Raw genomic sequence first — 26,065 nt, 5'->3', positions numbered from 1 at the left:
GCTAAGTCTACCTCCCCGTACGCTCCTCACCCCTTTGGGGCAGGATCCGAACAGTTGCCGCGCACAAACCTGTCGTGATCTGAACGGCGCGCGGTCTGGATCTATTCCCCGGAGCCCTCGCCGGCCGGCTCGGTGTCCGGACGGATGTCGATCCGCCAGCCGGTCAGCCGGGCCGCGAGGCGGGCGTTCTGGCCCTCCTTGCCGATGGCCAGGGAGAGCTGGTAGTCCGGCACGGTCACCCGGGCCGACCGGGTGGCCATGTCGACGATCTCGACCTTGGAGACCCGGGCCGGGGAAAGCGCGTTCGCCACCATCTCGGCCGGGTCCTCCGACCAGTCGACGATGTCGATCTTCTCACCGTTCAGCTCGCCCATCACGTTGCGCACCCGGCCGCCCATCGGGCCGATGCAGGCGCCCTTGGCGTTCAGTCCGGACCGGGTGGACCGGACGGCGATCTTGGTGCGGTGACCGGCCTCACGGGCGATCGCGGCGATCTCCACCGACCCGTCGGCGATCTCCGGCACCTCCAGGGCGAAGAGCTTCTTCACCAGGGCGGGGTGGGTGCGCGAGAGCGTCACGGACGGGCCGCGCACGCCCTTGGCCACCCGGACGACGTACGAGCGCAGCCGCATGCCGTGCGGGTAGGTCTCGCCCGGCACCTGCTCCTGCACCGGCAGGATGGCCTCGAGCTTGCCGATGTCGACGAGCACGTTCTTCGGGTCGCGGCCCTGCTGGACCACTCCGGTGACGATGTCGCCCTCGCGGCCGGCGTACTCGCCGAGCGTCGCGTCGTCCTCGGCGTCGCGCAGGCGCTGCAGGATGACCTGCTTGGCCGTGGTGGCGGCGATACGGCCGAAGCCGGACGGGGTGTCGTCGAACTCGCGGGGCTCCTGCCCCTCCTCGAGGTCGTCCGGGTCCTCCTTCGCCCACACGGTCACGTGGCCGGTCTCCCGGTCGAGCTGCACGCGCGCGTGGCGGCGGCTTCCCTCGGTGCGGTGGTAGGCGATGAGGAGGGCCGACTCGATCGCCTCGACCAGCAGGTCGAAGGAGATCTCCTTCTCCCGAACCAAGCCCCGCAGGGCACTCATGTCGATGTCCACGGCTACGCCTCCTCTTCCTTCTTGTCCTTGCGGCTGAACTCGACCTGCACGCGGGCCCTGACGATCTCGCCGAAGGCGAGCCTGCGCGCGGTGGGCTTGCGGCCCTTGACCCCGGGCACCTCGGTGTCGACGCCCTCGTCGTCGACCTTCAGGATCCTGGCGACCAGCTCGCCGCCCTCGGCGAGCTGGAACTTCACCAGCCGCCCGGTGGCGCGGACGTAGTGCCGGTGTTCCGAGAGGAGGCGCTCGGCGCCCGGGGTGCCGACCTCGAGGGTGTACTCGCCCTCGCCCATCGCGTCGTCCTCGTCGAGCTTCGCCGAGAGCGCGCGGCTCACATCGGCGATGCGGTCCAGGTCCGCACCCGTGTCGGAGTCGACGACGACGCGCAGCACACGCTTGCGGCCGACCGAGTCCACTTCGATCTCTTCGAGATCCAGGCCCTGGGAGGCGACGAGCGGTTCCAGTAGCTCTCGCAGCCTCTCGCTCTGGGTGGTGCTCATCCGGGTGACTCCTCGGCCGCGTGTGCTGTTGTGGGATGGGTCGCGTGTCTGGTCAAAGGGTATCCGGTCGCAGGGAGTGTTGCCGTCCACCCGGTCACGAACGGTGCCGCTGAGTGGTCGGGGGACGGGGCCCGGGTACCGTGATCACGGGCGTGCAGCCCTGGTAGCCGCTTCTGTCCCGCCACGAGCCCCCCGAGGACGTCTGACGTGCCGTTCCCCTCATCGCCGCGCGCCCGATCGGGGCCGCGCAGAAGGAGCCTGCTCGCCGCCGGTCCGGCGGCCTTCGTCCTGGCGGGGTGCACCGCCGGGGACCGGACCGGTCCCGGCGACGGCACGACGGCCGCCGAGCGCACCGCACGCGCGCGTGCGGCCCGCGACAGCGAGGAGCTGGCCGCGCACTACGACGCGGTGATCAGCGCCCGCCCGGCTCTGGCGGAGCGGTTGCGGCCGCTGCGCGAGGAGACCGTCCGGCACGCGCGGGCCTTCGGCGGGGGCCGCGGGACGGCCCCCTCCGTCTCGCCCGCCTCCCCGTCGGCCTCGCCCGCCTCCCCGTCCGCGTCACCCGCCGGCGCGAGCCCCTCCCCGGGCCGCGAGGTGCCGGGCAACGACAAGGACGCCCTGGCCTCGCTCGCGACGGCGGAGCGCGAGCTGGCGGACCGGCGGGCCGAGGCGCTGCTCGGCGTGCCGGGCGAGACGGCACGGCTGCTGGCGTCGGTGGCCGCGTCGGGCGCGGCGCACGTGTACCTGCTGACGGAGGGCAAGGCGTGAGCGAGGCGGAGGACCGGGAGCTGCGGGCGCTGCAGGCGGCGCTGGCGGCCGAGCACGCGGCGGTGTACGGCTACGGCGTGGTCGGCGCGCGGATCGGCGAGGACCTGCGCACCGAGGCACGGACCGCGTACGACGGGCACCGGGCCCGCCGGGACGCGCTGGTGCGCGAGGTGAAGGACCTGGGGGGCAAGCCGGTGGCCGCTGCGGCCGGCTACGCGCTGCCGTTCCAGGTGCCGGACGCGGCGGCGGCCGCGCGGCTCGCCGCCGAGCTGGAGGACCGGGTGGCCGCGGTCTACGCCGATCTGGTGCGCGCGGGCGACGGCGGGCGGCGGGCCCTGGCCGCCGGGGCCCTGCGTGAGGCGGCGGTGCGGGCGGTGCGCTGGCGCGGCGAGAGCGTAGCCTTCCCTGGGCTCGCCGAGCGGGCCGGACAGGCCCCGCCCTCGGCGGCGCCCACGGCGTGAGCCGCGGGGGCACGCACCGCGGACAGCAGGAAGGGAACGACTCGCGCATGGCTTTCGAACCGCCGCAGCGCCTGGTCAGAGCGCTCGGCGAGACGGCCCCCGACGGCGACGACTGGCTGGAGAAGCTGCCCGAGGCGGCTCGCCGGGCCGTCGCGCTGCGCGAGTTGACCGTGGAACGGGTACAGCTGCCGGGCGGTCGCAGCAGCCTGGTCGTGCTGGTGCGCACGGCCGACGGCACACCCGCCGTGCTCAAGCTGGCGCCCGGGCGGGCCCGGCCGGAGGCGGAGCGGGCGGCGCTGGCGCACTGGGGCGGACGGGGCGCGGTCCAGCTGCTCGAGACTCCGTCGTCGGCCGAGGGGGTGCTGCTGCTGGAGCGGCTGCACCCGGACGTGTCGGTGCGGTCGCTGCCGGAGGCGAAGGCGCTGCTGGAGGCCGCGGGGACGCTGCGGCGGCTGTGGGTGGAGGCGCCGGCGGGCTTCCCGTTCGAGACGGTGGCCGAGCGCACCGGCCGGCAGGCGGAGGCGATGCTGGCGCGGGCCCGGGTCGATCCCGACGTGGCCCCGCTGGTCGACACCGCGCTCGCGGCGCGCGAGGAGCTGCTGGCCGCGCCGCCCGAGCACCTGCTGCTGCACGGGACGTTCCGGCAGAGCAAGGTGCTGGCCGGGGAGCGGATGCCGTGGCTGGCCGTGGGCCCCGACCCGGTGGTCGGCGAAGGGGCCTTCGACCTGGCGCGGCTGGTCCGGGACCGGGTCGAGGACCTGATCGCCCAGCCGTCCGGCGCGGCCACGACCCGGCGGCGGGTGAAGCGGCTGGCGGAGTCGCTGGAGGTGGACCAGGACCGGCTGCGCGGCTGGACGCTGTTCCGGGCCGTGGAGTCGGGTGTGCGGGCGGGCCGCGTGGGCCGGCCCCGTGACGCGGAGCTGCTGCTGGAGTTCGCGGGCTGGCTGTGAGCGCCCCGGCCGCCCGGGACGCTCACGGCCTTCACGGGCCTACGCGGTGAGGCGGGCGACGGCCTCCTCGACCGTGAGTTCCTCGCGCTCGCCGGTGCGGCGGTCCTTCAGCTCGACCACGCCGTCGGCCGCGCGGCGCCCCGCCACCAGGATCTGCGGCACGCCGATCAGCTCGGAGTCGGTGAACTTCACGCCCGGGGAGACGCCCGGGCGGTCGTCGACGAGGACGCGGACACCGGCCGCGGCCAGCTTCCCGGAGATCTCCAGGGCCAGCTCGGTCTGCAGGGCCTTGCCGGCGGCGACCACGTGGACGTCGGCCGGGGCCACCTCGGCGGGCCAGCACAGGCCCTTGTCGTCGGCGGTCTGCTCGGCCAGGGCGGCCACCGCGCGGGAGACGCCGACGCCGTAGGAGCCCATGGTGACGCGGACCGGCTTGCCGTTCTGGCCGAGGACGTCGAGCTTGAGGGCGTCGGTGTACTTGCGGCCCAGCTGGAAGATGTGGCCGATCTCGATGGCGCGGTCCAGCACGAGGCCGGTGCCGCACTTGGGGCAGGGGTCGCCCTCCTGGACGACCACGACGTCGACGTACTGGTCGACCTCGAAGTCCCGTCCCGCGACGACGTTCCTGGCGTGCGTGCCGGCCTTGTTGGCGCCCGTGATCCAGGACGTGCCGGGGGCGACGCGCGGGTCGGCGATGTAGGTGACCTTGTCCAGGCCCTGGGGGCCGACGTAGCCGCGGACCAGGTCGGGGCGGGCCGCGAAGTCGGTCTCGGTGACCAGCTCGACGACGGCCGGGGCGAAGTGGGCCTCCACCTTGTCCATGTCGACCTCGCGGTCCCCGGGGACGCCGACGGCGACGATCTCGCCGTCGACCTTCACGAGGAGGTTCTTCAGCGTGGCGGAGGCCGGGACGCCGAGGTGGGCGGCGAGGGTCTCGATGGTGGGGGTGTCGGGGGTGGGGATGTCCTCGGCGGCCGGCACACCCACCGCGTCGACGGGCTTCAGCTCGTAGGTGATCGCCTCGGTGTTGGCGGCGAAGTCGCAGTTCGGGCAGTCGGCGAAGGTGTCCTCACCGGCCTCGGCGGGGGCGAGGAACTCCTCGGACTTGGAGCCGCCCATGGCTCCGGCGGTGGCGGCGCAGATGCGGTAGTCGAGGCCGAGGCGCGCGAAGATCCGCTGGTAGGCCTCGCGGTGCAGGGCGTACGACTTGGCCAGGCCCTCGTCCTCGGTGTCGAAGGAGTAGGAGTCCTTCATGAGGAACTCGCGGCCGCGCAGGATGCCGGCGCGGGGGCGGGCCTCGTCGCGGAACTTGGTCTGGATCTGGTAGAGGATCACCGGCAGGTCCTTGTAGGAGGACGCCTGGTCCTTCACCAGCAGCGTGAAGATCTCCTCGTGGGTGGGGCCGAGGAGGTAGTCGCCGCCCTTGCGGTCCTGCAGGCGGAACAGCTCGGGGCCGTACTCCTCCCAGCGGCCGGTCGCCTCGTAGGGCTCGCGGGGCAGGATGGCGGGGAGCAGGACCTCCTGGGCGCCGATGGCGTCCATCTCCTCGCGCACGATGCGCTCGACGTTGGCCAGGACGCGCTTGCCGAGCGGCAGCCAGCTCCACACGCCGGCGGCGGTGCGGCGCACGTACCCGGCGCGGACGAGCAGCTTGTGGCTGAGGACCTCGGCGTCCGCCGGGTCGTCGCGCAACGTCTTCGCCATCAACTGGGACATGCGCTGGACCGGTGCGTTCGCCATGGTTCTTCTGCTCCTGCTGACGTGGGTCCCCCCGCCCGGGCGGGCCCGTGAGCGGGAGAGGGTGATGGCAGGAGGTTAGCCGGGCGGTGCGGGGCGGTGGAAATCGGTTAGCGGCGGCGCAGCGGCAGCGGGGCGCCCATCACGGCGTACGGCTTGGGTGCGCTGGGGAACAGCACCTGGCGGGCCAGGTCCCGGTAGCCGAGGGAGCGGTACAGGGCGCGGGCGGGACTCTCGGTGTCGATCGCGGAGAGGATCGAGCGGGGTTCGGCGGCGCTGTCGGTGATCGTGGTGATCAGGGAGCGGCCCAGTCCGCGGTTCTGGTGGCGGGGGTGGACGTGCAGCTCGGTGATGACGAAGGAGTCGTCGAGCCACTCGTCGTGGCCGTTCGCCCGGAGGTAGGGCTGCACCACGGTGGACCACCAGTGGGTGCGGTCGTTGGGCATGCCGTAGACGAATCCGACGAGGGCGCCGTCGGCCGTGGCGCCCAGGGCGCGGGCGCCGGGGTAGGTCATGTGGCGCAGGACGATCTGGCGGCGGACGGCGACTTCGTCGGGGCCGAGGCCGAAGGCCACGGCTTGGACAGCCAGGGCCTCGTCCACGTGGGCGGACAGGTCGAGGGGGCCGATCACCAGGTCCATGGCGGGGAGCCTACAGGGGGGCGCCGGTCGCCGTCCGGGTGCTTGCGGCACCGGCCGGGGCGATCGGCGGGCGGGTCAGAACAGCACGCTCATGAAGGCGCCGACCTCTTCGAAGCCCACCCGCCGGTAGGTCCGGCGGGCGGCGGTGTTGAAGTCGTTGACGTAGAGGCTGACGACCGGGGCGACGTCGGCCAGGGCGTAGCGCAGGACGGCCGCCATGCCGGGGGCCGCGCGGCCGGTCCCGCGGTACTCGGGGGCCACCCACACGCCCTGGATCTGGCACGCGCGGTTCGTGGCGGCGCCGATCTCGGCCTTGAAGACGACCTTGCCGTCGGAGTCGAAGCGGGCGAAGGCCCGTCCGGAGCCGACGAGTTCGGCGACGCGGGCCTGGTAGAGGAGACCGCCGTCGCCGGCCAGCGGGGAGACGCCGACCTCCTCGGTGAACATCGCCACGCACGCCGGCATGATCGTCTCCATCTCGTCCTTGCGGACGCGGCGGACGTACGGGTCCGGGGTGACGTCGGCCGGGAGGTGGTCGGCGACCATGAGGGGCTGGTGGCGGCGGACCTCCCGGGCCGGTCCCCAGTGGGGTTCCAGCAGCCGCCAGAGGCCGGCGGTGGCGTCGGCCGGTCCGACGATGGACGAGCAGCGCCGGCCGGCCCGGCGGGCGCGGTCGGCGAAGGCGCGGACGGCCCGCGGGGTGGCGCAGATCGGCACGAGGTTGGCGCCGGCGTAGCACAGGGAGGTGAGGACGCCGTCCTCGTACCAGCCCCACATCTCGCCGCCGAGCCGCCACGGGTCGAGGCCGGCGATCTGCACCCGGGACGTCACGAAGGCGTTCGTGACCGGCTCGCGGTCGAGTACGGCGAGCGCGGCGTCCAGGTCGCTCGGTTCGAGGACCCGTGAGGTGGTCTGGGTCAACACGTGCGGGGCCTCACACACTGGGGTCGGCTGTCCCCGCACTATAGCTGCGCTGCTGGGGCGGGGCGCCTCGGAGCCGGGGGCTTGTGGTTGCCGGGCGGGCGCGGTACGTCTGTGACGTGTCGCGCCCACGCGGCGCAGCCGCATGTCGACACGGCGCCGCGCCCCTTGCGGAGCGCGGAAGGCTCCGCTCTCAGCCCGCGACCGCCACCGACGGCTCGCCCGAGGCGACGCCGTCCTTCTCCATCTGCTCGGCCAGCTTCATGGCCTCCTCGATGAGGGTCTCCACGATCTTGGACTCGGGGACGGTCTTGATGACCTCGCCCTTGACGAAGATCTGGCCCTTGCCGTTGCCGGAGGCGACGCCGAGGTCGGCCTCACGGGCCTCGCCGGGGCCGTTGACGACGCAGCCCATGACGGCGACGCGCAGCGGGACCTCCATGCCGGTCAGGCCGGCGGTGACCTCCTCGGCCAGCTTGTACACGTCCACCTGGGCGCGGCCGCAGGAGGGGCAGGAGACGATCTCCAGGCCGCGCTGGCGCAGGTTCAGCGACTCCAGGATCTGGATGCCGACCTTGACCTCCTCGGCGGGGGGCGCGCTCAGGGACACCCGGATCGTGTCGCCGATGCCCTGGGAGAGCAGGGCGCCGAAGGCGACCGCCGACTTGATGGTGCCCTGGAATGCGGGGCCGGCCTCCGTCACACCGAGGTGCAGCGGGTAGTCGCACTGCTCGGCGAGCTGCTTGTAGGCCTCGATCATGACGACCGGGTCGTTGTGCTTCACCGAGATCTTGATGTCGCGGAAGTCGTGCTCCTCGAAGAGGGACGCCTCCCACAGGGCCGACTCGACCAGGGCCTCGGGGGTGGCCTTGCCGTACTTCTGCAGCAGGCGCCGGTCGAGGGAGCCGGCGTTGACGCCGATGCGGATCGGGGTGCCGTGGTCGCGGGCCGCCTTGGCGATCTCCGCGACCTTGTCGTCGAACTGCTTGATGTTGCCGGGGTTGACGCGGACCGCCGCGCAGCCGGCCTCGATCGCGGCGAAGACGTACTTCGGCTGGAAGTGGATGTCGGCGATGACGGGGATCTGCGACTTGCGGGCGATGGTGGCCAGGGCGTCGGCGTCGTCCTGGGTGGGACAGGCGACGCGGACGATCTGGCAGCCGGAGGCGGTCAGTTCGGCGATCTGCTGGAGGGTGGCGCCGATGTCGGAGGTGCGGGTCGTGGTCATCGACTGCACGGAGACGGGGGCGTCCCCGCCGACCGCCACGGACCCGACCTGGATCTGCCGGCTCTTGCGGCGCTCGGCGAGCTTGGTCGGAACGGACGGCATGCCGAGAGAAATCGCAGTCATCTGCTGTGCAACCCCAAGTCGTGGATCAAGGTCCGGTCCCGTGAGCAGCGGGCTCCGAGCTTCGAGATTACGGCACGGGCGCGGGCGCGGGCACATTCCACCCGCGGCACCACCCGATGGGGGACGGCCCGGCCGGATTCGTACCGGGCCGCCCGCGGCGCGGTACGGCTAGGAGATCTTCACCGGGTTCACCACGTCCGCGATCAGGACGAGGATCGTGAAGCAGATGAAGATCCCGGCGACGACGTACGCGACCGGCATGAGCTTGGCCACGTCGAAGGGGCCCGGGTCGGGGCGGCGCAGCAGCCGGGCGAGGTTGCGGCGCAGCGACTCCCACAGGGCGCCGGCGATGTGGCCGCCGTCGAGCGGCAGCAACGGGAGCATGTTGAACAGGAACAGGGAGAGGTTGAAGCCGGCGACCAGCATCAGGGCCATGGCCAGCTGCTGGGTGGGCGGGATGTCGAGGGTGAAGATCTCACCGCCCACGCGGGCGGCGCCGACCACGCCCATCGGGGAGTCGGCCTCGCGTTCGGCGCCGTCGAAGGCCGCGTTCCACAGGGCCGGGATCTTGCCGGGGAGGGCGGCGAGGGAGTCGACGGCCTCGCCGATCCGGTCGCCCATCCAGGTCACGGAGTCGCCGAAGTCCTGTTTGACGACGCCCGTGGCGGCACTGAAGCCGAGGAAGCCGGCCTGGACGTACTGGCCCTCGACGATCTGGCCGCCGGAGTCCTTCTTGGCGACCTGGTTGGTGGCGATCTTCGCGTGGAGGGTGACCTCCCGGCCGTCCCGCTCGACGACGATCGGCACCTCCTTGCCGGGGTTGGCGCGGATCAGGTCGGACAGCTCGTTCCACTCGTCGGTGCGGGTGCCGGCGAAGGACACGATCTTGTCGCCCGCCTCGAGGCCCGCGGCGGCGGCGGGGGCGGCCGGGTCGCCCTTCTCGCACTTGTCGCGGTTCTCGCTCTGGGCGATGACGCACTGCGAGACGGAGCTGACGGTGGTGGTCTGCTGGGTGATGCCGAAGCCCATCAGGACGATGAGGAACAGCACCACCGCCAGGATCAGGTTCATGAAGGGCCCGGCGAACATCACGATCACGCGCTTCCACGGGGCGCGCGTGTAGAACATCCGCTTCTCGTCGCCCGGCTGCAGCTCCTCGTAGGCGGCGGAGCGGGCGTCCTCGATCATGCCGCGCCAGGGGGAGGTGGAGCGGGACTCCAGGCGGCCGTCGGGGCCGGGCGGGAACATGCCGATCATGCGGATGTAGCCGCCGAAGGGGATGGCCTTGATGCCGTACTCGGTCTCGCCCCTCCTGCGGGAGAAGAGCGTCGGGCCGAAACCGACCATGTACTGCGGCACGCGGATGCCGAAGAGCTTGGCGGTGGACAGGTGCCCCAGCTCGTGCCACGCGATCGAGAACAGCAGGCCGACCGCGAAGAGGACTATGCCGAGGATGAACATCAGGGTCGTCATGCACGGGCCTCCGCCGTCTGTGCCGCCAGTTCCCGGGCCCGGGCCCGCGCCCAGGTCTCCGCTTCGAGGACGTCCGACACGGTGAGCGAGGTTCCCGCCCGCGGGGTGCCGTGCTCCTCGACGACCCGGGTGACGGTGTCCATGATCCCGTTGAAGGGCAGTGCGCCCCGGCGGAACGCCTCCACGCACTCCTCGTTGGCCGCATTGAACACCGCCGGGGCCGTGCCCGCGAGCCCGCCGACGTGCCGGGCGAGGTTCACCGAGGGGAAGGCCTCGTCATCGAGCGGGAAGAACTCCCACGTGGAGGCCTTGCTCCAGTCGAAGGCGGGGGCGGCGTCGGGGACGCGCTCGGGCCAGCCGAGGCCGATGGCGATGGGCCCGCGCATGTCGGGCGGGGTCGCCTGGGCCAGTGTCGATCCATCCGTGAACTCGACCATCGAGTGCACATACGACTGGGGGTGCACGACGACCTCGATGCGGTCGAAGGGAATGTCGTAGAGCAGGTGCGCCTCGATGACCTCCAGGCCCTTGTTGACGAGGGTCGCGGAGTTGATCGTGATGACCGGTCCCATGGCCCAGGTGGGGTGGGCGAGGGCGTCCTCGACGGTGACGTCCGCCAGCTCGGTCTTCGTACGGCCGCGGAAGGGGCCGCCCGAGGCGGTGACGACGAGTTTGCGGACGTCGGCGCGGGTGCCGGCGGCCAGGGCCTGGAAGAGGGCGGCGTGCTCGGAGTCCACCGGGATGATCTGGCCGGGCTTGGCGAGGGCCTTGACCAGGGGGCCGCCGACGATGAGCGACTCCTTGTTGGCGAGCGCGAGGGTGCGGCCCGCCTCCAGGGCGGCGAGGGTGGGGGCCAGCCCGATGGAACCGGTGATGCCGTTCAGGACCGTGTGGCAGTCGGAGGCGGCGACCTCGGTGGCCGCGTCGGGTCCGGCGAGGATCTCCGGGAGCGGCTCGCCCGGGCCGTACTGCGCGGTGAGCGCCTCGCGCAGGGCCGGTACGACGTCCTCGCGGGCCACGGCGACGGTGCGCGCCCGCAGCCGGTGGGCCTGCTCGGCGAGGAGGGCGACCCGGCCGCCGTTGGCCGAGAGGGCGGTGACCCGGAAGCGGCCGGGGTTGCGCAGCACGAGGTCGATGGCCTGGGTGCCGATGGACCCGGTGGAGCCGAGGATCACCACGTCCTTGGGGCCGTCGCCCGCGACGGGGTCGTAGACGAGGTGCGGGTCGGCGAGAGGGGCTGGACTGTCGCTCATCCCTCCATTGTTGCCGTAAGCGCCGCGTGTGAGGACGGCGCATCCCCTCCATGGGGGCGCTCGCCGTGTCGGCGCGCGCCCCCAGGGGGGCCGGGTCGTGGTCAGCGGATCGGCCGGTGGACGTTCTCCCGCTGCGAGGGCCCCGGTGTCGCGTCCGCGATCCAGGGCCCGTCGGTGGACGGGTCGACGATGCCCTGTTCGAGCCACTCGTAGGTGCCGGACAGGACGCCCTTGACGACCTTGCGGTCGAGGTCGTCGGTGTTGGTCCACAGGCGGGTGAACAGTTCCTCGATCCGGATGCGGGCCTGGCGGCAGAAGACGTCGGCGAGCTGGTAGGCCTCGCGGCCGTGCTCGCCCCGGGCGCGCAGGTGCTCGGCGCGGACGCAGGCGGCGCTCATGGCGAACAACTCGGCGCCGATGTCGACGATCCGGCCGAGGAAGCCCTGCTTGGACTCCATGCGGCCCTGCCAGCGGGACATCGCGTAGAAGGTGGAGCGGGCCAGTTTGCGGGAGGTGCGCTCGACGTAGCGCAGGTGCCCGGAGAGGTCCACGCCGTGCTTGAACTCGGCGAAGGAGGTGGGGAGCTGGCCCGGGCCCGCGACCAGTCTCGGGAGCCACTTGGCGTAGAAGGCGCCCGCGTTCGCGCCGGCCTTCGCCTTGTCGCCCAGGGACTTCTCCGGGTCGATGAGGTCACCGGCCACGGACAGGTGGGCGTCGACGGCCTCGCGCGCGATCAGCAGGTGCATGATCTCGGTCGAGCCCTCGAAGATGCGGTTGATGCGCAGGTCGCGCAGCAGCTGCTCGGCCGGGACGCCGCGCTCGCCGCGGGCCCGGAGGGATTCGGCCGTCTCGAAGCCGCGGCCGCCGCGGATCTGGACGAGTTCGTCGGCCATCGTCCAGGCCATCTCGGAGGCGTACAGCTTGGCGAGGGCGCCTTCGATGCGGATGTCGTTGCGGTCCTCGTCGGCCATCTGCGAGGCCAGGTCCGTCACGGCCTCCAGGGCGAAGGTGGTGGCCGCGATGAAGGAGATCTTGGAGCCGACCGCCTCGTGGTGCGCGACGGGTTTGCCCCACTGCTCGCGGGCCGCCGACCACTCACGGGCGATCTTCAGGCACCACTTGCCGGCCGCGACGCAGGACGCGGGCAGCGACAGCCGCCCGGTGTTGAGGGTGGTCAGGGCGATCTTCAGGCCCTGGCCCTCCTCGCCGACGCGGTTGGCGGCGGGGACGCGCACCCGGTGGAAGCGGGTGACGCCGTTCTCGATGCCGCGCAGGCCCATGAAGGCGTTGCGGTTCTCGACCGTGACGCCCGGCGAGTTGGTCTCCACGACGAAGGCGGTGATGCCGCCGCGGTGGCCCTCGGACTTCGGCACCCGGGCCATGACGACCAGCAGGTCGGCGACGACGCCGTTGGTGGTCCACAGCTTCACGCCGTCGAGGACGTAACCGTCGCCGTCGGGCACGGCCGTGGTGGCCAGGCGGGCCGGGTCGGAGCCGACGTCGGGCTCGGTCAGCAGGAAGGCGCTGATGTCGGTGCGGGCACAGCGCGGCAGGAAGCGCTCGCGCTGCTCCTCGGTGCCGAACAGTTTCAGCGGCTGGGGCACGCCGATCGACTGGTGCGCGGAGAGCAGCACGCCGATCGCGGGGCTGGCGGAGCCCACGAGGGCGAGGGCCTTGTTGTAGTAGACCTGCCCGAGGCCGAGCCCGCCGTACCTGGTGCCGATCTTCATGCCGAAGGCGCCGAGCTCCTTGAGGCCGTCGATCACCTCGTCGGGGATGCGGGCCTCGCGCTCGATGAGTGCGCCGTCGACCTTGGTCTCGACGAAGTCGCGGAGCTTGGCGAGGAACTGCTCGCCGCGCTGGACCGCCTCCTCCTTGGGAACGGGGTGGGGGTGGATGAGGTCGAGACGGAAGCGGCCGAGGAACAGCTCCTTGGCGAAGCTGGGCTTGCGCCAGTGCTGTTCCCGGGCGGCCTCCGCCACCGCGCGGGCCTCCCGCTCGGTGACGGCGGGACGGGAGGAGGGGGTGGTGGAAGCGGACATGAGGGGCACCTCGCCGCATCTAGGTGGAGGAAGGACCGTTTCGTTACCGACCAGTGCTACGGGATCGTTCGTACCCGAAAGCGGACGCTCCCACCAGTCCTCGCGCGTCCGTTCGGCCGAAGGGGACCGGGCGGGCGCGGCCCTTGCCGGACGTGCGCCCCCGGTGTTGCATCGGCGGGGACGGACGGGGCCCGGGAACCGCCCCCCGGAGACCCGGTATCGAAGCGCTTCGACAGACTATGGACACCCGCCGTGGCTGGGGCTACTGTCGAACCACCCCCACCCTCCCGTATCGGCACCGCGCATTGTCGAAGCGCTTCACAACCCTGGAGAGCCGGATGGTCACCCTCGCCGAGGTCGCCCAGCACGCCGGAGTCTCGGCCAGCACGGTGAGCTATGTCCTCAGCGGCAAGCGGTCCATCTCCGCGACCACCCGGCAGCGGGTCGAGCGGAGCATCCGCGAGCTCGGGTACCACCCCAACGCCGGCGCCCGCGCCCTGGCCAGCAGCAGGTCGAACATCATCGCGTTGATGATCCCGCTGCGCACCGATCTGTACGTGCCCGTGATGATGGAGATCGCCATCGCCGTGGCGACCTGCGCCCGCACCCACGGCTACGACGTGCTGCTGCTGACCGGCGAGGAGGGTCCGGACGCGGTGCGCCGGGTCGCCGGGAGCGGGCTCGCCGACGGGATGATCCTCATGGACGTCGAACTCGACGACGAGCGGCTGCCGCTGCTGCGGGCGACGGACCAGCCGTCCGTGCTGATCGGGCTGCCCGCCGAGACGGCCGGGCTGACCTGTGTCGATCTGGACTTCCGGGCGACGGGCGCGCTGTGCGTGGAGCACCTGGCCGGGCAGGGGCACCGCGACATCGCTGTCATCGGGGAGGCCCCTGCCGTCTACGAACGGCACACGGGCTTCGCCGAGCGCACGCGGGAGGGTCTGCGCTCGCGCGCCAGGGAACTGGACGTCCGGCTGCTGCACCGGCCCTGCCAGGGCGGGTACGACGCGGTGGCCGTGACGCTCTCCCGGATCCTCGACGAACGCCCGGGCACCTCGGGGCTCGTCGTGCAGAACGAGTCCGCGGTCGAACCGCTGCTCGCCCTGCTGCGGCAGCAGGGCCGGGCCGTGCCCGAGGACATGTCGGTCGTCGCGATCTGCCCCGACGAGGTGGCCACGCGGTCCTCGGTTCGGCTGACGTCGGTCGCCGTCCCCGCGCAGGAGATGGGGCGGCGCGCGGTCGAGCACCTGGTCGCCAAGCTGGAGGGGCGCGGCACCGACGAGGTCGTGCTGCTCGCGCCCGAACTGACGGTCCGCGCGAGCACGGGACCGGCGCCGGTCCGCCCGTAGCCCGCCGGTCCCCCGCCCCCTTCTTCGTCCCTCGCCTCTCCCGGGGCACCTCCCTGTCCGCACTCCTCCAGGAGCACAGGAGCACGCGTGAACCAGCCTGCTGAAACCCAGCCCCAGGTGAGCCTGGCGCAGTCCTCCCCCACCGTCGGCGTCTTCCGTGAGCGGGACGGCGCGCTGGAGTGGAGCGGCCGTCAGGAGACCGTGCGGATCGAACCGTGGGGCCCGGACGCCGTACGGGTGCGGGCCCGGCTGGGCGGCCCGGTCCTCGACGGGCTGCCGGGCGCGCTGCTCGACGAGGCTCCGGCGACGCCGTCCACGGTGAAGATCGAGGACGGCACCGGGCGGCTGACCGTCGGCTCGCTCACCGCCGAGGTGAACGGCGAGGGCCTGATCCGCTTCCTGCGGACCGAGGACCGTACCGAACTGCTCGCCGAGGAGCGCGCCCACTTCTGGTGGCCCGGCCCGCGCCTGTACACCGCCGTCGGCAACGGCCACCACCGCCTGGAGCAGCGGTTCGGGGCATACGACGACGAGAAGCTGTACGGCCTCGGCCAGCACCAGCACGGGCGGCTGGACCACAAGGGGCTGGTGCTGGACCTCCTCCAGCGCAACGCCGAGGTCAGCATCCCGGTGCTGACCTCCAGCCGGGGCTACACCCTGCTGTGGAACAACCCGGCGATCGGCCGCGTGGAGCTGGCGCACAACGGCACCCGGTGGGTCGCCGACTCGGCCCGGCAGATCGACTACTGGATCACCGCCGGCGACCCGGCCGACGGCCAGCGCCGCTACAGCGCGGTGACCGGCAGGTCCCCGATGCTGCCCGAGTGGGCGGCGGGCTTCTGGCAGTGCAAGCTGCGCTACCGCACCCAGGACGAACTGCTGGCGGTGGCACGGGAGTACAAGCGGCGCGGGCTGCCCCTGTCGGCGATCGTGTGCGACTTCTTCCACTGGACGCACCTCGGCGACTGGAAGTTCGACCCGAAGGAGTGGCCGGACCCGGCGGCGATGGTGCGCGAGTTGGCGGAGCTCGGCGTCAAGCTGGTGGTGAGCGTCTGGCCGTCGGTGTCGCCGCTGAGCGAGAACCACCCGGTGCTGGAGCAGCGCGGCTGGTTCATCGGCACCCAGTACGGCCCGGTGGCGCACGCCGACTGGCCCGACAAGGAGGTCGCCTCCACGGTCCAGGTGGCCTTCTACGACGCCACCCACCCGGAGGCCCGGGAGTTCGTGTGGTCCAGGATCAAGGAGAACTACCTGGACCCCTACGGCATCACGGCGTTCTGGCTGGACGCCTGCGAGCCGGAGCTGAAGCCGGGCTTCCAGGAGAACCTGCGCTACTGGGCCGGTCCCGGTCTGGAGGTCGGCAACCTCTACCCGCTGGAGAACGCCCGCACCTTCCACGAGGGCCTGGCCGCCACCGGCGAGGAGGAGATCGTCACCCTCAACCGCTCGGCTTGGGCGGGCAGTCAGCGCTACGGGGCCGCCCTGTGGTCGGGTGACATCGGCACCGACTTCCCGACCCTGCGCCGGCAGGTCGCGGCCGGGCTGAACACCGCCCTGTCCGGCATCCCGTGGTGGAACACCGACATCGGCGGCTTCCACGGCGGCGACCCGGACGACCCCGCGTACCGGGAGGTGATGGTCCGCTGGTTCCAGTTCGGGACGCTGTCCCCGCTGATGCGCCTGCACGGCTTCCGCGACCCGGGCATGCCGCTGGGCCCGGACATGACCGGCGGCCCCAACGAGGTGTGGTCGTACGGCGAGGAGGCCGGGGCCGTGATGGAGAAGTACCTGCGGCTGCGCGAGCGGCTGAAGCCGTACGTCATGGAGGTCATGCGCGCGGCGCACGAGGAGGGGCTGCCGGTGATGCGGCCGCTGTTCCTGGAGTTCCCCGGTGACCAGGCGGCCTGGTCGGTCGACGACTCCTACCTGTTCGGCCCGGACCTGCTGGTGGCCCCGGTGCTGACGGCCGGTGCCACGGCCCGCACGGCGTATCTGCCGGCCGGGGCCCGCTGGACGGACGCCTGGACCGGGGAGGAGTACGGGGGCGGCCGGGCCGTGACGGTCGACGCCCCGCTGGACCGGATCCCGCTGTTCCTGCGGGACGGGGCGCGGCTGCCGGTGGCGGAGTAGCGGGGACGACGGCAGGGGCGGCCGGACCGTGCGGTCCGGCCGCCCCTGCCGTGCTGCGCGCACGGTCAGCCGCTGCTGACGGTGAGGTGGTTGGTGGTGAAGTCCAGTCCGCCGGAGGACGAGGTGATCTCGAAGCCGAACTGCACGTCACCGATGGTCTCGTTGCCCATCCACTTCTTGGTGTCCTTGATCCACTTCAGGATCGGCAGGATGTTCACGCTGCCGGAGCTGGAGTCGGACGTGCGCAGGAACGAGAAGACCTCGTTGGCCCCGTTGCTGCCCTTGTGGACGTTCCAGGTGTGGCCGCCGAGGGTGACGCTGCCCTGGGGGGTGCCGAGGGGTCCGACGGCGCCGTTGTGGTTGACCCACAGCATGATCTCGTAGTCGTGGTCGGTGTCCCAGATGTCGTACGACGTGTTGTACGCGCCGGACGACGGGACCGTGACGTTGTAGCTGCTGGTGAGCGAGGACAGGGAGGTGATCGTCTTGTTGATCACCTTCTTGGAGTTGGGGTAGGACTTGATGCCGCCGGTGTTCGGGTGGTCGGCCCAGACGCCCCAGTTGGTGCCGGAGTTGGCCCAGACGCACTGGCGGCCGGCGCCGGAGCCCCAGATGTTGTTGTAGAGCGTGTAGCCGTTCAGGCTCGTGTTGCCCCACTGGTCGCAGGAGTTCCAGACGGCCGCGGAGGCGGGGGCGGAGGCGAGGCCGACGGTGACGCCGAGCGCGAGGGCCGGGGCCAGGAGGGCCTTGGTGATCCTGCTCGGGGTGCGTGATGCCATGGTGTCCCTTCCATGGGTGGGGGGATCGACGGGAGGGGGATCACCGCGCTCTCAGGGTGAGGACGCGGTCTTCCCCGGCGACGAGGTCGAGCGGCTCGGCGCCGGAGGAAGTCCTGAGTTCGACGCGGACGCTGCGGCCGGGCCGGAGCACGGCGGTGGCCTCGCCGTCCGGGTTCCAGACGAGGTCGAGACCGGCCCCGAACCGGGTGCGCACGCCGCGCAGCGCACCGGCCGTGAGACGCGCCGGCAGCGCGGGGAACAGCACCAGCCGGCCGGGGGTGGACTGCACGAGCGCCTCGATCAGCACGGCGGGCAGGGTGTGCGCGGCGTCGGCGTTGTAGACGTCCCGGCCGGGGTAGTGCGCGCTCATGAGGGAGGCGTGGAAGAAGTCGCCCTCCAGGACCCGGCCGAGGGCGTGGGCGACGCGGTCCGCGTCCCGCAGCCGGGCCGCGACGAGGGCGTGGTGCAGATGGCCGTGCGCGGAGTCGTTCTCGGCGCCCCGCAGTTCCAGCGCGCGGTGGGCCGCGGCCGCCAGTGCGGGGGTGTCGTAGGGGGTGATCTCCTCCAGCGGCCAGACGCCGTAGAGGTGACTGAGGTGGCGGTGGTCGTAGGTGTCCTCGAGGCCGGGCCAGGCCCATTCGGCCAGGGCCCCGTCCGCGTTGATCCGGTGCGGGGGGAGCCGGTCGGCGAGGGCCGTCCAGCGGCCCGCCTCCGCGGTGCCGGGATGGCGGGCGGCGGCGGTGCGCAGGGCGTGGCGGGCCGCCGAGAGGTCCATGGCGGCGTTCAGCGCGCCCCAGCTCCCGCCCGCGGGCCGGTTCTCCGGTGAGTACGACGGGACGACGACGAGATGGCCGTCGCCGTCGGTGCGGGTGAGGAAGTCCTCGTAGAACAGGGCGACTTCGGCCAGCGCGGCGGTGGTGCGCGGGTCGCGGGTGCCGTGGGTCTCGTCGTGGTCGACCAGCGGCTTGAGCAGCCAGTCGGCACCGGCGGTCCACAGGTGCAGGGGGTACTCGCGGCTGAAGTGGTACGCGTGCCCGCACTCCCCGTCGCTGTGGGCGGGGGCCACCACGCCCCGGGTGCCGAAGATCGCGCGGGCGTTGTCGCCCCAGTCGGGCAACTGGCCGTGCACCAGGCGGGCGTGGGCCTCGGTGACCTCGGGCAGGGCGGCGGCCGCCGCCGAGGCGGTCTGGAGGTTGAGGTTGGCGTCGTGCGTGAACGCGCCCGACCAGGCGGTGTTCCAGTCGCCGGTCCACAGTCCGGTGAGCCGCGGCGGGAACAGGCCGCTCGCGCTGAGCAGGTGGTAGCGGCCGGCGGCGAACAGCCGCTCCAGCAGGGCGGCGCTGCGGGGCCGCTTCAGCAACTCCGAGCCGGGCAGGGCCCGTTCGGCGGGGTCGGCGGCGAGGTCGAGGCTGACCCGTGTGTAGGCGGCGCGGTGCCGGGCGAGATGGCGGTCGAGGAGTTCGTCCGGGTCGGCGGGCAGGTCGCGCAGGGCCCGTCCCTCGGCGACCACGTCGAGCTCTCCGGTGTGCCGGTGCACCCGGGTCAGGAGCAGCACCGAGCGGGCGCCTTCGATGCGCACGCCCGGGGGCACGAGGGTGGTCCTCCCGCCGGTGACGGCGATGCGGGTGACGCCCGTGCAGGCCAGGTCGCTGCCGGGATGGCGCAGGTGCAGGCTCAGCAGGGCGCCGTCGGGGGCGAGGACGGTTCCGTGCCCGACGGCCGGCGCGGCCGGGGCGCCGGGCAGCCGGTGGTCCAGGTCGATGCCGAGGGCGGGGCCCGGTCCGGTGACGTGCTGGACGATCACGTCGTCGGCGCGCGAGACGAAGACCCGGCTGGTCCAGCCGTCGCAGGACGTCCGGACGGTGCCGGTGGCGAAGTCCACCTCCCGGTGGTAGCCGGTCCCGGCGCCGGCCGGCCGGTCCAGCCGGACCCGGAACGCGGGGTGGAAGGCCCGCACCCACCGGAGGGGACGTCCGTCGGTGAAACTCTCGGCCGCGGTGGTGTCGCCGGACAGCAGCCGGTCCTGGAGGGCCGACAGGTCCCCCGCCAGCTCGGGCGGCCGGGTGTCACCGTCGCCCGGCCGGACCAGGGTGTGGTGGGTGACCACGACCCGCTCGGTGTCCGGTTCGCCGAACACGAGGGCGCCGTGACGGCCGTTGCCGCTCAGGAAGCCGTCCTCCCAGCGTGTGGCGGGCTGCGGTTCCCAGGTGCCGTGGACGGGGGCGGAGTGGGTCATGGCCGCAGCACCGCCGCCCCGTAGCGGCCGAGGGTGACCCGGCCGGTGACGTCCGTGCCGGTCAGCAGGTCGTGGTGGGTGCCCGGCACGTCGACGGTCACCGGCTCGCGGCCGTGGTTCAGCACGAACAGCAGCTCGCCGCGGCGCACGGCCTCCACCTGTTCGGGCAGCCCGTCCAGCACCGGCCGCACGCCCGCGTCGCGCGCGACGGACGCCAGCAGGTCCCGCAGCGGGCCGGGTTCCGGGAGCGTTGAGACGTACCAGGCCCGGCCCTTGCGCAGCACCGCGGGCAGCCCGTCCAGCTCACCGCCGCGGTAGGGCACGGTCGCGTCGGCCGTGCCGTCGCCCTCCAGCTCCTCCGACCACAGGGTGCCCCGGAAGCCCTCGCAGTCCACGGTCTCCCCCGCCTCCAGCGGCCACCACTCGTGCAGGGTCCGGATGCCGAACAGCTCCCGCAGCCGGGCGTCCATCCCGCCGGGCCGCACCCGGTCGTCCTGGTCGGCGACGCCGGTGAGGAACCCGCAGACCAGGGTTCCGCCCTGCCCCACGAACGCGAGGAGGTTGCCCACGGCCGCGTCGGTGAGCGCGTACAGCTGGGGCACGGCGACCAGCGCGTACGGCGTCAGGTCGTGCTCGGGGTGGGCGAAGTCGGCCGTGAGGTGGGCCTGCCACAGGGCCCGGTGCCAGGCGCTCAGCACCTCCGGGTGGTTCACCCGGCGGGACGGGCGGCCGTCCTGGTCGCCGGCCCACCAGGCGTGCCAGTCGTGCAGGACGGCCACCCGCGCGGGGACGGGCCGCCCGGTCACGGCGGGCGCGATCCGCTCCAGGTCGGCGCCGAGCCGCTTGACCTCCTGGAAGGTGCGCCCCTCCTCCCCGGCGTGGGAGACCATCCCGGAGTGGAACTTCTCGGCGCCCTGCCGGGACTGCCGCCACTGGAAGTAGCAGACCGCGTCGGCGCCCCGGGCCACCGCCTGCAGCGACCACAGCCGGTTCAGGCCGCGCGGCTTGGGGTGGTTCACACCGCGCCAGTTCACCGGGCCCGCGGCCTGCTCCATCAGCATCCAGGGCCCGCGTGCCTGGGAGCGGGTCATGTCCTGGACCAGGGCTCCGTGCTGGGCGCCGAGCGGGTCGCGCGGGTCGGGGTACAGGTCCACGGAGACCACGTCCTCTTCCTCGGCCCAGCGCCAGGCGTCCACCCCGGACCACAGCGGCATGAAGTTGGTGGTGACCGGCACGTGCGGCGAGTGCCGCCGGACGATGTCCCGCTCCGCGGTGTAACACTCCAGGAGCATGTCGGAGGTGAAGCGGCGGAAGTCCAGCACCTGGGCGGGGTTGCGCAGGTAGTGCGGCAGCCGGGGCGGCAGGATGCCGTCCCAGGTGTCGTAACCCTGGCCCCAGAAGGCGGTGCCCCAGGCCTCGTCGAGGGCGTCGAGGGTGCCGTACCGGGCGCGCAGCCACCGCCGGAAGGCGGCGGCCGCCTGGTCGCCGTGGTCGACCGTGCAGTACTCGTTGTTGATGTGCCACATGGTGAGGGCCGGGTGGCCGCCGTAGCGGGCGGCCAGGTCCTCGGTGATGGCGGCGGCGAAACGCCGGTAGGTGGGGCTGGAGTGCGAGAAGTGCTGCCGTCCGCCCCACCACTCGGTGCGGCCGTCCTCGGTGACGGGCAGGGTGTCGGGGTGCAGCCGGCCCAGCCACGGCGGGGGCGAGGAGGTCGGGGTGGCGAGGACGACGCCGACGCCGTGCTCGTGCATCAGGTCCATCAGCGTGTCCAGCCAGCCGAACTCGCGGGCGCCCGGCTCGGGTTCGAGCTTCGACCAGGAGAAGGCGCCGAGGGTGACCGAGTTGACGCGGGCGGCCTTCATCAGCCGGACGTCCTCGTGCCAGGTCTCCTCGGGCCACTGCTCCGGGTTGTAGTCCCCGCCGAACAGCAGGCGGCCCCGGGTCGCGTCCCCCAGTCCGGGCATCAGACGGGCTCCCCGTACTGCACGCCCCGCCCGTTGGTGGCGACGTAGACCCGGCCGTACACGCGCGGGTCGCCGGTGACGGTGGCGCCGATCCAGCCCCACTGGTGCCGGTCGTCGTTGACGCGCACCCAGGTCCTCGCCTCGTCGTCCGAGCGGTACACGGCGGTGATCGCCTCGGTGGCGCCGACGAGGTAGAGCGCCGGGTAGGAGGAGCCCTCGGCGGCCTTGCCGAAGCCGAGGGTGTAGGAAGCCCAGCAGCTGTCCACCTTGGTGAAGGCGGCCCCGCCGTCGGTCGAGCGGTACAACCCGTTCCACTTCAGGCTCAGCCACAGGTCGCCGGAGCGGCCCGGGGCGGCCGCCAGCTGGAACTCGCTGTCGCCCGCGCTCAGTCCGGACGCCCGGGCGGTGAAGGTCAGGCCGCCGTCGGTGCTGGCGTGCAGGGTTCCGGTGGTGGTGTCGAAGGCGTAGAAGCGGGCCGGGTCGACCGGGTCGGCGACCGGTGCGGCACCCCGGGGGAAGGTGGGGACCTCGGACCAGGTGCCGCCGTTGTCCGCCGAGCGGTGACCGGGGTGGCCGGTCCCGAAGGACCACAGCAGCACGCTGCCGTCGGCGTTGGTGGCGATCGGGCCCGGCGCGGTCCTGGCCTCGTCCGGCTGGGAGGCGAAGGGTGCCCACGTCTTCCCGCCGTCGTGCGAGAAGGCGCCGTTGCCGTGGTCGCCCCACCCGGCCCGCACCACGTACGACGGTCTCGCCGGGGCCAGGGCGAGCCCGGTCGACGTGCCGAACACCGGGTTGGAGGCCATGCCGCGGGACGGTGAGGCGGTGAGCCGCTCGTGGTACATCACGCCGATGTCCCCGCAGCCGCTGAGCAGGTGGGCCGTGCCGGTGGGCGGGGAGACGAGCTGCCGGACGGACGCCTCCTCCACGCCGCGGATCTGCGGGGCCCAGTGCCTGAGGTCGCGGGTGCCGTAGAGGGTCGCTCCGGTGCCGTGGACGACGTGCCCGGAGTCGAACGGGTCGAGGCCGACGGCCTGGATCCACCAGCCGAACTTGGGCTCGTCGGCGCCCCACTTGAGATACGGCGTCTCGGAGACGTCGAGGACGGCCCGGTCCTTCAGGGACGTCCAGGTGCGGCCGCCGTCGGTGGTCCGGAAGACGGTGTCGACGAGCGCCCAGCGGTTGTTGGTGGAGACGACGGCGGTGCCGGGGCGGCGGGCGTCGACGGCGACACCGCCGTAACCGAAGGTGTCCCTGCCCCCGTCGCCGGTGGCACCGCCGGGCCGCACCGGCGTCACCTCGGTCCACTTCCCGTCCGTCGTGCGCAGTTTGTGCACGCTGCCGTCGGTCTGGCCGTTCGGGCCGGGGGCGTCGGCGTAGGTCACGTACAGCTCGCGGGTGTGCCGGTCGTACGCGGCCCGGACCGGCACCCGGGCGGCCGGGCCGGTGGGCTGCCCGGGGACGGCCTCCCAGGTCGTGCCGTCGGACGTGCGGTACAGGGCGGGCCGTCCGGCCGTCGCGTCGGAGTCCCCCCAGCCCGCGTAGACCGTGCGGCCGGCGGCGACGAGGAGGGTGATGCCCTGGCCGGTGGGGCCGGGGGCGGCCGGGAAACCCGCGCTCCGCCAGCTCGCGCCCCGGTCGGTCGAGATGAGCAGCCCGTCGTGCCGGGTGCCGAGCCAGAGGGTGTCGCTGTCACGCGGGTCGACGAGCAGCCGCTCCCCGCAGCCGCGCCCGTCCTCGTTCGCGCCGAGCTTGACGGTCAGGTCGGTGCGCCGCCAGGTGGCGCCCCGGTCCTCGGAGCGCAGCACGGCCCCGTTGCCCGCCCAGGACTGCGTGTAGGTGCCGAGTGCGAGGTACAGCCGGTCCGGGTGGGCCGGGTCGACGGCCATGGCCTCCACCCCGAGCAGGTTCCAGTCGTCCCAGCCGATGTGGTCGGTCAGCGGGGTCCACCGGCCGGACCGGTCGTCCCACCGGTAGGCGCCGCCGATGTCGGTGCGCAGATAGGCCAGTCCGCGCACGGAGGGGTGGAACAGCACCCCCGTGACGAACCCGGTGCCGCCCTGGACGACGTTGCGCCAGCGGTATCCGCCGGGGGTGGCGGGAGCGGCGGCGTGCGCCCGCCCCTGCGCAGACGCCAGGGAGGCGGCAGCGGCGGCGGCCGCGGTCCCGGCGAGGACGGAACGCCTGCTCAGACCGAACGTGCTCATGACATACCTCGGTTCCTGCAGCGGGTACGGGTGGACGCCCCTGCGGGGCGCGGGGGACTGCGCGACGGGCCGCGGAGCGGCCGCGGGCGCCGGATCGGCGCGGGGACCTGCACGCCGGACCCGGGTGCCGGACCGGCGTACGGACCTACGTGTCGGACCTGCGTGTGGGACGTACGTGTCGGACGTACTGGGCCTGCGTGCGGAGCCTGGGCGTCAGCCCTTCACCGCGCCCGTGAGCATGCCCTTCTTGAAGTGTTTCTGGACGAACGGCGAGATCACGGCGACCGGCAGCAACGCCATCACCATCACGGCCATCTGGATCGCCAGCCCGGAGATCTGCCCCGTCTTGATCGCCTGGCTGACACCCACCGGCGCCTCCTGCTTCTGCACCAGCTGGATCATGACGTTCTGCAGCGGCATCATGTCCTGGTCGCTGAGGTAGATCGACGCGTTGAACCAGGCACTCCAGTAGCCCACCGCGTAGAAGAGCGTGATCACCGCGATGACGGCCCGGGAGAGCGGGATGACGATCCGCCACAGGATCCGCCAGTCCCCCGCGCCGTCGATCCGCGCGCTGTCGAGGAGCTCCGGCGAGATCCCCATGAAGAACGCCCGCAGCACCAGGATGTTGAAGACGCTGACCGCGCTCGGCAGGACCAGCGCGAGATAGGTGTCGGTCAGTCCCAGCGACTGCACGAGCAGATACGTGGGGATGAGCCCGGCCCCGAAGAACATCGTCGCGAGCAGGGTCATCAGCAGCCAGCGGTGTCCGAGCGAACCGCTCCGGGACAGCCCGTACGCGGCGAGCACCGACACCGCCGTCGAGAACAGCGTGCCGGCCAGCGTGACGCACACGCTGACGATCGCCGCCCGGGTCACCTGTCCGCCGCTCAGCAGCTCCTGGTAGGCGACGAAGGTGAGGTCCTTGGGTATCACCACCAGCCCGCCGGCCTCGTTGATGGTCTGCCTCGTGGACACGCTGGTGACGACGACGATCCACAGCGGGAACAGCACGGCGAGGCAGGCACCGGCCAGCACGACGCCCTTGCCCGCGGTCCCCGCCCGGCCCGGCCTCTCCTCCCAGGCGGGCCGGGGCGGGGCCTGCCACCAGCGCGGTGGGCGGGCCGCCCGCTCCAGGGCGGGCCTGTCGACGACGGCGCTCACTTCTTGTACACCCCCTGCTCGCCCATGAAATGGGCCACCTTGTTCGCGGCGAGGACGAGGGCCACGCTCACCAGGCCCTTGACCAGACCGGCCGCCGCCGCGTAGCTGAAGTCCTGGTTGCGCACGCCGTTCCACCAGACGTAGGTGTCGAGGACCTCCGCCGCCCCCGGCCCGACGGCGTCCCGCTGCAGCAGGATCTGCTCGAAGCCGACGGTGAGGGCGTCGCCCACCCGCAGCACCAGCAGCAGGGCGATCACGGGCCGCAGGGCGGGGAGGGTGACGTGCCACAGGCGCCGCCACCGTCCCGCCCCGTCCATGGCGGCCGCCTCGTACAGGTCGGGGCTCACGGAGGCGAGCGCGGCGAGGAAGACGATGACGCCCCAGCCGGCGTCCTTCCAGACGCCCTCGGCCGTCACCAGGAACATGAAGATCCCGGGGTCGGTCATGAGGTCGAAGCCCTCGTGGCCGTGCCGGCGCAGCGTCTGCGCGATGATGCCGGCCCCGCCGAAGATCTGCTGGAAGACGGTGATGACCAGCACCCAGGAGAAGAAGTGCGGCAGGTACAGGATCGCCTGGGCCACCGCCCTGACCCGGGGCCTGACCACGCTGTTGATGAGCAGCGCGAGCAGGATCGGCACGGGGAAGAACAGCACCAGCTGGAGGCCGAACAGCACCAGCGTGTTGCGCACGGCGTCCCGGAACGCCGGGTCCGCGAAGATCCGCTCGAACTGCTCAAGGCCCACCCACGGGCTGTGGAGCATGGCGGCGAGGCCGTTGTCGCTGACGTACGGGTCGTACTCCTGGAAGGCGACGACGTTGCCCAGGATCGGGACGTAGTTGAAGACCAGGACCAGCACCACGGCCGGCAGGGTCATCAGGATGAGGGTGCGGTCGCGGCGGAACCTCAGCCGCAGGCCGAGCCCGCCGGGGGGTTTCCGCCCCTGCCGCTCGCCCGCGGGGGAGCCCGCCGCGCGGGCAGCCGCCCCGGTCGTCTTCGCCTCGGCCCTGCTGCGGGGCACCGTGCTGTGGGACACGGCCT

Annotated in this window: 20 protein-coding genes; 5 read left to right on the top strand and 15 right to left on the bottom strand. The window is 72.8% G+C overall.

The genetic code is table 11. From position 1 onward, the window contains the following. Nucleotides 1–101: 101 nt before the first annotated feature. Both nusA and rimP read right to left on the bottom strand, forming a co-directional pair. Nucleotides 102–1,100, bottom strand: coding sequence for a transcription termination factor NusA (gene nusA / locus Q5694_RS30420; RefSeq protein ID WP_333936700.1), 999 nt, complete (start codon nucleotides 1,098–1,100; stop codon nucleotides 102–104). A 2-nt stretch (nucleotides 1,101–1,102) separates the two neighbouring features. Then, nucleotides 1,103–1,600, bottom strand: coding sequence for a ribosome maturation factor RimP (gene rimP / locus Q5694_RS30415; RefSeq protein WP_333936698.1), 498 nt, complete (start codon nucleotides 1,598–1,600; stop codon nucleotides 1,103–1,105). Nucleotides 1,601–1,807: 207 nt separating this feature from the next. On the opposite strand from rimP, the gene Q5694_RS30410 reads away from it, so the two are divergent. The 3 genes from Q5694_RS30410 to Q5694_RS30400 are packed head-to-tail and all read left to right on the top strand — an operon-like array spanning nucleotide 1,808 to nucleotide 3,779. Further along, the gene (locus Q5694_RS30410) at nucleotides 1,808–2,368 is read left to right on the top strand and encodes a hypothetical protein (RefSeq protein ID WP_333936697.1); all 561 of its coding nucleotides are present in this window, start codon (nucleotides 1,808–1,810) and stop codon (nucleotides 2,366–2,368) included. Next, a complete protein-coding gene (locus Q5694_RS30405; protein ID WP_333936696.1) occupies nucleotides 2,365–2,829 on the top strand; it encodes a ferritin-like domain-containing protein in 465 nt (154 codons plus the stop codon). The genes Q5694_RS30410 and Q5694_RS30405 overlap by 4 nt, the downstream gene beginning before the upstream one ends. Before the next feature lie 47 nt (nucleotides 2,830–2,876). Beyond that, on the top strand, nucleotides 2,877–3,779 hold the full coding sequence (locus Q5694_RS30400) for an aminoglycoside phosphotransferase family protein (RefSeq protein ID WP_333936695.1): 903 nt from the start codon (nucleotides 2,877–2,879) through the stop codon (nucleotides 3,777–3,779). 39 nt (nucleotides 3,780–3,818) lie between these two features. Here the strand turns inward: Q5694_RS30400 and Q5694_RS30395 are convergent, their stop codons facing one another. From Q5694_RS30395 to Q5694_RS30365, 7 genes are all read right to left on the bottom strand, one after another. Further along, on the bottom strand, nucleotides 3,819–5,519 hold the full coding sequence (locus Q5694_RS30395; RefSeq protein WP_333936694.1) for a proline--tRNA ligase: 1,701 nt from the start codon (nucleotides 5,517–5,519) through the stop codon (nucleotides 3,819–3,821). 107 nt (nucleotides 5,520–5,626) lie between these two features. After that, nucleotides 5,627–6,157 carry a GNAT family N-acetyltransferase gene (locus tag Q5694_RS30390; RefSeq protein WP_333936693.1) on the bottom strand — a complete coding sequence of 177 codons (531 nt, stop codon included), beginning with the start codon at nucleotides 6,155–6,157 and terminating at the stop codon, nucleotides 5,627–5,629. Between the two features lie 75 nt (nucleotides 6,158–6,232). Then, on the bottom strand, nucleotides 6,233–7,081 hold the full coding sequence (locus Q5694_RS30385) for a GNAT family N-acetyltransferase (RefSeq protein ID WP_333936691.1): 849 nt from the start codon (nucleotides 7,079–7,081) through the stop codon (nucleotides 6,233–6,235). Between the two features lie 190 nt (nucleotides 7,082–7,271). Further along, entirely contained in the window at nucleotides 7,272–8,429 is a 1,158-nt protein-coding gene (gene ispG, locus Q5694_RS30380; RefSeq protein ID WP_333936689.1) for a flavodoxin-dependent (E)-4-hydroxy-3-methylbut-2-enyl-diphosphate synthase, read from the bottom strand. Nucleotides 8,430–8,597: 168 nt separating this feature from the next. Continuing rightward, nucleotides 8,598–9,890, bottom strand: coding sequence for a M50 family metallopeptidase (locus Q5694_RS30375; protein ID WP_333936740.1), 1,293 nt, complete (start codon nucleotides 9,888–9,890; stop codon nucleotides 8,598–8,600). Nucleotides 9,891–9,898: 8 nt separating this feature from the next. After that, nucleotides 9,899–11,155, bottom strand: coding sequence for a 1-deoxy-D-xylulose-5-phosphate reductoisomerase (gene dxr, locus Q5694_RS30370; protein ID WP_333936688.1), 1,257 nt, complete (start codon nucleotides 11,153–11,155; stop codon nucleotides 9,899–9,901). A 101-nt stretch (nucleotides 11,156–11,256) separates the two neighbouring features. Beyond that, nucleotides 11,257–13,197 (bottom strand): acyl-CoA dehydrogenase family protein, encoded by a 1,941-nt coding sequence (locus Q5694_RS30365; RefSeq protein WP_333936687.1) that lies wholly within the window; start codon nucleotides 13,195–13,197, stop codon nucleotides 11,257–11,259. Nucleotides 13,198–13,535: 338 nt separating this feature from the next. Between Q5694_RS30365 and Q5694_RS30360 the strand changes: the two genes are divergently transcribed. Continuing rightward, nucleotides 13,536–14,549 carry a LacI family DNA-binding transcriptional regulator gene (locus Q5694_RS30360; RefSeq protein ID WP_333936686.1) on the top strand — a complete coding sequence of 338 codons (1,014 nt, stop codon included), beginning with the start codon at nucleotides 13,536–13,538 and terminating at the stop codon, nucleotides 14,547–14,549. Between the two features lie 87 nt (nucleotides 14,550–14,636). Continuing rightward, nucleotides 14,637–16,679 carry a glycoside hydrolase family 31 protein gene (locus Q5694_RS30355; RefSeq protein ID WP_333936685.1) on the top strand — a complete coding sequence of 681 codons (2,043 nt, stop codon included), beginning with the start codon at nucleotides 14,637–14,639 and terminating at the stop codon, nucleotides 16,677–16,679. Nucleotides 16,680–16,744: 65 nt separating this feature from the next. On the opposite strand, the gene Q5694_RS30350 is transcribed toward Q5694_RS30355, so the two are convergent. The 6 genes from Q5694_RS30350 to Q5694_RS30325 all read right to left on the bottom strand — a co-directional run bounded on the left by Q5694_RS30350 (nucleotide 16,745) and on the right by Q5694_RS30325 (nucleotide 26,060). Continuing rightward, nucleotides 16,745–17,458, bottom strand: coding sequence for a glycoside hydrolase family 12 protein (locus tag Q5694_RS30350; protein ID WP_333936684.1), 714 nt, complete (start codon nucleotides 17,456–17,458; stop codon nucleotides 16,745–16,747). Between the two features lie 40 nt (nucleotides 17,459–17,498). Continuing rightward, on the bottom strand, nucleotides 17,499–19,694 hold the full coding sequence (locus Q5694_RS30345) for a glycosyl hydrolase family 95 catalytic domain-containing protein (RefSeq protein ID WP_333936683.1): 2,196 nt from the start codon (nucleotides 19,692–19,694) through the stop codon (nucleotides 17,499–17,501). After that, on the bottom strand, nucleotides 19,691–21,658 hold the full coding sequence (locus tag Q5694_RS30340; RefSeq protein ID WP_333936681.1) for a beta-galactosidase: 1,968 nt from the start codon (nucleotides 21,656–21,658) through the stop codon (nucleotides 19,691–19,693). Before Q5694_RS30340 ends, Q5694_RS30345 begins: the two co-directional genes overlap by 4 nt. Next, a complete protein-coding gene (locus Q5694_RS30335) occupies nucleotides 21,658–23,862 on the bottom strand; it encodes a 1,4-beta-glucanase (protein WP_333936680.1) in 2,205 nt (734 codons plus the stop codon). The genes Q5694_RS30340 and Q5694_RS30335 overlap by 1 nt, the downstream gene beginning before the upstream one ends. Before the next feature lie 213 nt (nucleotides 23,863–24,075). Next, entirely contained in the window at nucleotides 24,076–25,026 is a 951-nt protein-coding gene (locus Q5694_RS30330; RefSeq protein WP_333936679.1) for a carbohydrate ABC transporter permease, read from the bottom strand. Next, nucleotides 25,023–26,060 (bottom strand): ABC transporter permease, encoded by a 1,038-nt coding sequence (locus tag Q5694_RS30325; protein ID WP_333936678.1) that lies wholly within the window; start codon nucleotides 26,058–26,060, stop codon nucleotides 25,023–25,025. Before Q5694_RS30325 ends, Q5694_RS30330 begins: the two co-directional genes overlap by 4 nt. Nucleotides 26,061–26,065 lie beyond the last annotated feature (5 nt).

The organism is Streptomyces sp. AHA2 (genome assembly GCF_036857595.1).
Classification (GTDB): Bacteria; Actinomycetota; Actinomycetes; order Streptomycetales; family Streptomycetaceae; genus Streptomyces.
Note: the sequence above shows the minus strand (reverse complement) of the source record. Positions and strands in the feature narration are given on the sequence as shown.